The sequence below is a fragment of the Sphingorhabdus sp. genome (assembly GCF_044374345.1).
Classification (GTDB): Bacteria; Pseudomonadota; Alphaproteobacteria; order Sphingomonadales; family Sphingomonadaceae; genus Sphingorhabdus_B.
Genome location: NZ_JBILOS010000018.1, coordinates 23,963 through 30,863 on the forward strand (window position 1 = coordinate 23,963; position 6,901 = coordinate 30,863).

At 53.9% G+C, this 6,901-nt stretch carries 9 protein-coding genes and 1 tRNA gene; 3 read left to right on the forward strand and 7 right to left on the reverse strand.

Features of this window, described 5'->3' with window-relative positions; genetic code table 11:
- Window positions 1-28 precede the first annotated feature (28 nt).
- Window positions 29-1,669, reverse strand: a complete 1,641-nt coding sequence (locus ACIQ5B_RS03280; protein ID WP_397597778.1) for a hypothetical protein — start codon at window positions 1,667-1,669, stop codon at window positions 29-31.
- An 11-nt stretch (window positions 1,670-1,680) separates the two neighbouring features.
- Window positions 1,681-2,250, reverse strand: coding sequence for a tetratricopeptide repeat protein (locus ACIQ5B_RS03285; protein ID WP_397597779.1), 570 nt, complete (start codon window positions 2,248-2,250; stop codon window positions 1,681-1,683).
- A 202-nt stretch (window positions 2,251-2,452) separates the two neighbouring features.
- On the opposite strand from ACIQ5B_RS03285, the gene ACIQ5B_RS03290 reads away from it, so the two are divergent.
- Window positions 2,453-2,809 carry a hypothetical protein gene (locus tag ACIQ5B_RS03290; protein ID WP_397597780.1) on the forward strand — a complete coding sequence of 119 codons (357 nt, stop codon included), beginning with the start codon at window positions 2,453-2,455 and terminating at the stop codon, window positions 2,807-2,809.
- Window positions 2,806-3,366: a hypothetical protein gene (locus tag ACIQ5B_RS03295; protein ID WP_397597781.1), complete on the forward strand. Its 561-nt coding sequence runs from the start codon at window positions 2,806-2,808 to the stop codon at window positions 3,364-3,366. Before ACIQ5B_RS03290 ends, ACIQ5B_RS03295 begins: the two co-directional genes overlap by 4 nt.
- Window positions 3,367-3,582: 216 nt before the next feature.
- Here ACIQ5B_RS03295 and ACIQ5B_RS03300 read toward each other — a convergent pair.
- The 5 genes from ACIQ5B_RS03300 to infA form a co-directional block, all read right to left on the reverse strand.
- Window positions 3,583-3,657, reverse strand: a tRNA-Phe gene (locus ACIQ5B_RS03300).
- A gap of 67 nt (window positions 3,658-3,724) precedes the next feature.
- Window positions 3,725-3,904 carry a DNA gyrase inhibitor YacG gene (locus ACIQ5B_RS03305; protein WP_324477488.1) on the reverse strand — a complete coding sequence of 60 codons (180 nt, stop codon included), beginning with the start codon at window positions 3,902-3,904 and terminating at the stop codon, window positions 3,725-3,727.
- Window positions 3,888-4,877, reverse strand: a complete 990-nt coding sequence (locus tag ACIQ5B_RS03310; RefSeq protein WP_397597782.1) for a ribonuclease E/G — start codon at window positions 4,875-4,877, stop codon at window positions 3,888-3,890. Before ACIQ5B_RS03310 ends, ACIQ5B_RS03305 begins: the two co-directional genes overlap by 17 nt.
- A complete protein-coding gene (locus ACIQ5B_RS03315) occupies window positions 4,870-5,445 on the reverse strand; it encodes a Maf family protein (protein ID WP_397597784.1) in 576 nt (191 codons plus the stop codon). Before ACIQ5B_RS03315 ends, ACIQ5B_RS03310 begins: the two co-directional genes overlap by 8 nt.
- Before the next feature lie 18 nt (window positions 5,446-5,463).
- Entirely contained in the window at window positions 5,464-5,682 is a 219-nt protein-coding gene (gene infA, locus ACIQ5B_RS03320; protein WP_125230427.1) for a translation initiation factor IF-1, read from the reverse strand.
- 183 nt (window positions 5,683-5,865) lie between these two features.
- Here infA and ACIQ5B_RS03325 point away from each other — a divergent pair.
- Window positions 5,866-6,901: TonB-dependent receptor (locus tag ACIQ5B_RS03325; RefSeq protein WP_397597783.1), on the forward strand; the 1,036-nt coding region annotated here is incomplete at its 3' end.

A 6,901-nucleotide genomic window follows, 5' to 3' on the forward strand; every position in this document is an offset into this window, starting at 1 on the left:
AGAGATTGCCTGACGCGCCGTCCGGGCATCAATTACACCCCGCCACGCAAAATGTAAGACGCGTTCCGTTTAGCTCCTGCGGGCGCATGGCGGAGAGAGCTTGAACCGGCAGAAGCTTGTCCATGATTGCGCCATCCAATTCGGTCTTGGCTTTGTAGAAGACCTGATAGACAACCTCATTTGCCGTCAGCGAGAGTCTGGCTACCTTTTCTATGCCGGGGATCTCTTGCAGCATCTGCCCGATCTGCCGCGCCGCCATATAATCAAGGCCATTCGGGGCCGCGAAAGTCAAAGTATAGTCCGCACCATTTGCGACCTGCGCATAGGCACTTTGGGTAGCCTGAGCATTGGTCGCTGCCGTGTTATCGGCAACGATGGATTGATCTTCACCTTGCTGCAGCCAATAGTCTTGAACGGCTTCACCAATTTCCTCGCCAGCAAGCTTTCCAAGCTTTGCTACTAGGTTGTTTTCGCACTCTTGAGCATTTCCACCTGAGTCCGTGGCGTTCTGATTGGAAATCGCGTTTATGGGCGGTTTTCCCCTCGCCGTCGTTTCCGCCATGATCGATATACTTCCCGAACATGTAACAAATCGACCTGTTGTGCTCGGGCCACCATCCGTGATTTTGAGCGTTCCTCCCAACAAGAACTTCACATTATCTCGTGAAAGCGCCTCTAGGAATTGATCATAGCGGGGGCTTTTACGCAAATCAGCCCATGACGGCGCGCGTCCGCCGAAAAACTTAGATGAAAGTCGATCCGTACTTTGAACCGATAACCCAAATCTACTCGCGGTCGATCCAACTGCGGTAATCGCGTCCTCATCAGCGCCTTGCTGGGTTGAGGCGTCCTGATTAACGACCTGATTGCGGTAATTCACATCGTCGTGCACTTCTGCTTGGACATTGTTTTTCTGGACTTCAGAATTTGAGTATGACGATGCAGAGGCACTCTTGCTAGACGAAGCTTGAGAGCCACTATATCCAGATCTTGCAGCTGCAGACCCAGAATACCCGCTGACCCCGGCAGCAGCGCTTCCCCTGGCCGAAGAGCCTTGCTTATAGCTATCGGATGACGCATCCTTATATTTCTCAGACGAAGCAGCCATCGACGTATCAGAATAGGAAGCACCCTTGCTTGAGCTGAATTCGGTCACAACTTCCTTGGGCTGACTAAGATCGCGCGAGACGCCGTAAGTAAGATCCACCTTCATCGCGATAGTAGCTGAATTTCCAAGCCGCCGTGACGAAGTCTGGATTTTGTATTTGACCATGGTTTTACGAAACCACTCACGATCCACAGCAGCCGTAACGTCGACCACATAGTTGGTTCCAATCTGGGTTGGTCCGCCAACCACACGAAGCGCGGTAGGAGAAATCTCCTCCTTCAAGGCGTCCAAGGTTTCCAGTGGCACTTTATTGGCCTCTTCAATTCCAATAGCTTCGATAAGCAGCTTCTTGGTCACCCCACGACGCGCGTCATCCATCGCCGAGTTAAGAATAAGATTTGGATCTGGTTTCTTCCCAACAATCGCCGCCTTACCCGTCGCATTAATCGTCGACATTTGAGCATATACCGACTGCGGCGCTACCAATGCCGCAAGGCACACAGCCGCACCTAACAGGTTTCTTATAAGCATCCGAAATTTCCTTGGATAAATTTCATTCAAAAGTTTGAAGATCAATCTTCGATAACGATGTCGCCAGCGCGAATGCGCGACCGGCCATTTTCGTCTTCGGTGATGGATACATCGCCAGATGTAATCGTGGACCGATTCTGCGAGGGTGGAGCTTTGGAACCCGAGGCTTTTGAGGGCGACGCTTTTGCCGCATATTTGCGGGACAACGCTATAAACTGCTCGTCGTTTCGAATTTGATCGAAGTCAGGATGGTTGATTGCGCCTCTAGGGTCATGAAAACCCTTGTCCAAAGCCATGCTGAGCGCATCCGTTGCATTGCCTGTGTTTTTGAGCCTTGCTTCGGCTCGCGCCAGAAGCAAATACACTTCCGGCTTGTTCGGATTAACCAAGATAATTGACCTCGCGAGGTCAGCTGCTTCAGCTAAATTGCCCTGCGCCAAGCTATTGTAGGCGTTCGCGAGTTGGCTTTCGATGTTGGCAGAGCCACCTTCCGAAAGGCCGGATTCTGACGCAGCTCCATCTTCGGTGTTTTCAGAACCAGATGAGCCGGTGTCGCAAGCTGCTAGCGTTAGCATTGCGATGCCCACAATGGCCGCACGTTTAAACATCATAAACAATCCCCCCTGCATTCCCCTGATGCGCTATTATATAGTTTGCACGGCACAAGGGGCGAAACTAAGTCATCACATTCATTGTCTATCAACGACAGAAATTGATTCCATATTTGAAAGTGTTAGAGTGCAGACGCGCCACCTAAGCAACCCTATTCTTTTACAATTAGTTTCATAATGGCAGCGATTTGGATAGACCCACATGAGTAATACATCATCCCTAGTTCGCCTTCTAAACCTCATGAGCGCAATACGTGAGCTATCGCCGTTCCAGACGCTGAACGCAGAGGAAGAAATGCTGTTGGATGATTTGATAATCCGTTGGCACGATAACATCACATTGACCGTCAGCGATGTGATTAATGATAGTCGATACCCCTCACCAACAACCGCCTATCGCCGTTTGATTGCACTGAAGGACAAGGGCATCATTGCCCTAGATGTTGCTTTGGATGACAAGAGGGTAAAGCTCATTCGTCCAACAAAAGCAGCATTGCTCTATATTGATAAGCTTGAGCAAGGCGTTGAGCGAATGATCGTGGATGCTCGTTCTGCATGAATATCTCTGGCGAGCGTGTACTGCGTGGCGTAGTTGCCATTTGCGGCGTGGCATTGCTCTGGTTTGCTGTGTTTAACGTAAATATGTGGCTGTTCTCTCATGCCTCTTTTTCCGAACGCGCACATTGGATTTTCTTGCCAGCCGCATTTCGCATTATCGCTGTTTTGATATTAGGAATGCGCGGAGGCTTAGGGCTGATGCTTGGAGCCTATCTTACGCTACCCCATGCAAGCCCCAACGATTTCAATTACGAGATTCTGCTGTCTATATCGTCAGGGGCTGCACCGTTGATTGCAGTCTTGTTCTGCAAGCAGCTGTTCACGATTAATCATGACCTGAATGGATTGAACGGTTGGCACGTGGTTGCATTGTCTGTCTCTGGCGCTGCAGCAAATTCTGCTGTTCTTAACGCACTGATGTGGGGAATCGGCAAGCAGCAGGCAGATATTGAAGCGATTACCGCTATCTTCGTTGGTGATGTGTTGGGCGCGGCCATTGTTCTCGCAGCGATAGTTTTGGCGATGACTGTGGCTGCACGACTTATGCGACGGGCCTGATGAGGTCTTATCAGTTAGTCGTGAAGTCCAGAGAACCGTCTAGCGCCATGTTTGTTGAGCGGCATCGAGCAAGCTGTGTATGTGTAACGCCCAAGATGCGTTCAGCTTCTGCTGACAAGGCGACTAGGGGTTTTGCCCATTGCAGACGAACGGCGCACAAAAGCCGGCGACCGGCGTAATAACCGCGCGCTGGAAAAATATAAAACACCGGGAAAATGGTGCCCGAGGGCGGATTTGAACCACCGACACGCGGATTTTCAATCCGCTGCTCTACCCCTGAGCTACTCGGGCTACACGGCAAAAACCGCGTGGGAGCGCAGCCTATAGAGAGGCGATACGCCCCTTGGCAAGCGCAAAATCAGTCTATGTCGTCTCCGCCAAAACTATCTGCATAATCCGCCGGCGGCCCCGGCACGCGATAGCCCTCATCCAGCCATTTGAGCAGATCGCGATCCTTGCATCCCTGACTGCAGAATGGCTTGGTTTCAGGCTGTTGTGGCTTCCCACATAAAGGGCATTGATTAGCTTTGCGCGACATGCACATGCCCATAGCCTGTGGCATTTTCATCTGCAACAACCGCAACCCCTGCCCCCGCCAAACGCGCGCATTCGGCGCGCAGCGTCTGCCAGCGTTCCGACGACAACACATGCGCCACCGCGGGGCGTGCCGTTATCGTTCTTAATCCGAAACCCGATGACCGTGCGGCGCTACGCAATAACCAATAGCCCTGCGTTTCGTCGGACAAGGCGGCAATGCGGGTGCCAAACAAATGATCCAGCACAGAAGGCCGCGGCCGCGCGCGTACGACTTGCATAAGGCCATAGCCATTGATCGCGGTGCGTTCGAAGGGACGGCCGTCCTTTGCCGACGCCGCGTCAAATATATTCGCAATCTCCGCGCGCTGGGCTTTGGCCTCCATCGACACAAAATCGATCATGACCATCGCGCCCACCTGATACAGGCGCAACAGCCGCGCTATTTCCAATGCGGCGATGCGGTTAATCGCAAAGGCGTCACCGATCCCGTCGACATCGAATACCAGCCCTGCCTTGGTGCGTTGAAAGCTGATGATGACATCACCAACCTGCGCATAGCCTGCAATGGCGGTGTCAAAGCCGTCGTCGAAAGCTTGCGTGGCATTAGAGCTGCCTAAAGCCGCCAGACGCCGTTCCCACAGACCATCTTTCGACAAAAGGTCAGCAGGCAAGCCGTCGCGCAAGATAACCTCGGGCGGCTTGATCCGGCCAGGCTCGGCAATGGCTTCCCGCGTCACTTCAAACGCGACATGTGTGCCCTCTGCCGCGCCCATCTTACTGCGCAGCAAAACTTCGCTGCCGTCTTCGGTAATGATATAAGCGCCCGCCGGCGTGCGCCGGTCGACACGGCCCATGCCGCATTCGCCAAGCACCCAATGCGCATCGCGCTGAATATGAATTTCGACGATTTTACCGTTTTCAACGCAAGCGGCGCGGCGTTCGCCCGGCGCATCATCGCACCAAAGTTCAGGCAAGCGTATAACCCGATGCACGCAGCAAGGTGCGCGTTTCATACAGCGGCAAGCCAACGACGCCCGAATGGCTGCCCGCCATCCAGTCAATCAACGCCTCTGCCCTGCCCTGAATGGCGTAGCCACCAGCCTTACCCAACCCTTCGCCACACGCGATGTAGCTTTCGATTTCTTCGGCCGATAAACGCTTGAAGCGGACGATGCTGTCGCAAAGGCGGCTGCGCATCCGTCCGTCCGCGTCAATCACGGCAACCGCGCTCAAAACATGGTGGCGGCGGCCATTGAGCAGTTCCAGAAACCCGCGTTGCATATCGCCATCGGCAGCCTGCGGCAGGATACGGCGGCCCACCGCAACCGTGGTATCGCCCGCGATGACAATTTCACCCATCGCGCGCGGAACGGCGACAGCCTTTTCCTCAGCCATACGCAGCGCGTAGACGCGCGGCACTTCGCCCTTGCGCGGTGTTTCGTCAATGTCGGGCGATGCTATGCGGTCAGGCACAACGCCAAGCCGCGCAAGCAATTCGCGCCGGCGCGGGCTTGATGATGCCAATATGAGTGTGGGATTCAGACCCAAGGTCTGCCGCCCTTACTTAAAGCGGTAGGTGATCCGGCCTTTGGTCAGATCATAAGGGGTGAGTTCGCACAAAACCTCATCACCCACGAGAACGCGGATGCGGTTTTTGCGCATTTTTCCGGCGGTATGGCCCAATACTTCATGGCCATTCTCCAGCTCGACACGGAACATCGCGTTAGGCAGCAGCTCACGTACTGTACCGCGCATTTCGAGTAATTCTTCTTTTGCCATTCGGCCCCTTAAATCGTCAAAAATCCAAACTTGGTGCGCCTTTAAACCACATGTTGGAAAAAGGGAAGCGCTACAGTATATTCACGCTATTGCGACAAAATGCTACATCGTTCAGGTTTGCGTAACGTTGTAATGCGTTATGAAACCCTTGCGTTAACACTATAAACTGAGTTTCTCCCCCCAATGAAAATTTTTCCGTTTAGCATCATCCTGCTTGCTACGACTGCGATGCCCGCCATGGCAGCGGTTGATGCACAGGCCACCGGTAGCACTATTGCCATCGCCCAAGACGATGAAGACATGCCCGTGGAAGAAGGCACATCGGGTGAAATTGTCGTTACCGCAGAACGCATTCGCGGGTCGGTCGATACCGACGTTCCGCCGGTTGAGCAGCTGAACGAAGCCGATATTGCGTCCTTAGGTGCATCGTCGTTGACCGATCTGGTCGCCGCGGTTGCACCGCAAGCCAATTCGGGCCGTGGCCGTGGCGGCGGCATGCCGATCATATTGCTCAATGGTCAGCGCGTTTCCGGCTTTCGCGAATTGCGCGATCTGCCGCCCGAGGCCATTCGTCAGGTCCAAATTTTCCCCGAAGAAGTTGCGTTGAAATATGGCTATCGCCCCGATCAACGCGTCATCAACTTCATATTGAAAGACAATTTCGCATCCTTCGCGACCGAATTTGAACATGCACAGCCCGAAGCGGGCGGTTTTGGTAGCAATGAATTGGAAGCGACGCTGACGCGCATTGGCGCCACCACGCGCTTCAACATTGATGTGGAACTGGAACGCGCGACAGCGTTGACCGAAAGCGAACGCGACCTGATTGCCTCCAATGGTTCATTGTTGGCCCGTGGCGGTAATATCAGCGGTCTTGGCCCGAATGGCGTGATATCGCCATCGCTGAACGCTGCGGCAGGTTCTACGGTCACGCAGGCTGGCGTTCCACTTGGCATTGCCAACCCGACATTGGCGCAATTTGCAGGCACCGCAAACCGGCTGAACAATAGCGACATCGGCGATGCCCGCACGCTATTGCCGCGAACCGAACGGCTCGAAGTCAATGGCACATGGAGCCGATCGCTTGGCCCGCAGACGGGGCTGTCGCTCAACGCCAATTATGCGCTGAATGGCAGCGCATCCTTGCTTGGTTTGCCCGGAACCAGCTTTGTATTGCCGGGCAGCAGCCCCTTTTCCCCGTTCGGCCAAGATGTGACGA